The following is a 655-nucleotide window of genomic DNA, read 5'->3' on the forward strand; positions in this document are numbered from 1 at the left end:
AGGAAAATTTTCTTGCGAAGATCGGCCCAAGCGTATCGATCGTGCACCGGCGTATCTTCACGAAGATTTGCTAATCGCACCCCTGACAGCAGCATTCGAGACAAACTGCTTTGACGCAGAAGCCGCTCAATCGTAATGGGCGGAATCACTCTCATCACCAACTCAGACAAAACACTCGCATGGTCGAGCTGTTTTAGGTTGGGCGAAAATTCATCACGTTCAAACATTTTTCGAAAGTGGCCCAGCGGGTAGCGCTCAAGACCGGGGTGCCTATCAAGAAATTCCGAATCAGCGGGATCGTCGCCACCAAGTCTGCCCGCCTTTTCGATCAATCGAAGGAGTTGATCATAGTCGCTCCTGCTTCCTCTGAGCAGCCAAAAAATGCGATTTTCAAGCTCTCCTCGCTGGAATTCTCGACATCCGGCAAGTGATTTTTCCGTCACAAAGGGCGACACAAACACGGCTTTCAGAAAATCTCGTTGGAAGGCAACTCGATCGAGCTGCATCGCCCTGCGAAGCTCCTCAACCTGAGTTTCCGCGTACTGAACATCCTCGCGAAGCTCATTGGCGATGCTCTTCATAACCCCCCCATGAGGTCAGAATGGTCGTCATAGAATGAACACCGCTGTTTGTGAGGCATGGCGTGGCGGTACCA

1 protein-coding gene is annotated in these 655 nt (G+C 51.5%); it reads right to left on the reverse strand.

What is annotated here, in order from left to right; all coding sequences use genetic code 11:
• The coding region (locus E1189_RS00725; RefSeq protein ID WP_155158218.1) for a hypothetical protein at positions 1-581 on the reverse strand (581 nt) is incomplete at its 3' end.
• Between the last annotated feature and the right edge of the window lie 74 nt (positions 582-655).

Source organism: Parendozoicomonas verongulae (genome assembly GCF_009711465.1).
Classification (GTDB): Bacteria; Pseudomonadota; Gammaproteobacteria; order Pseudomonadales; family Endozoicomonadaceae; genus Sansalvadorimonas; species Sansalvadorimonas verongulae.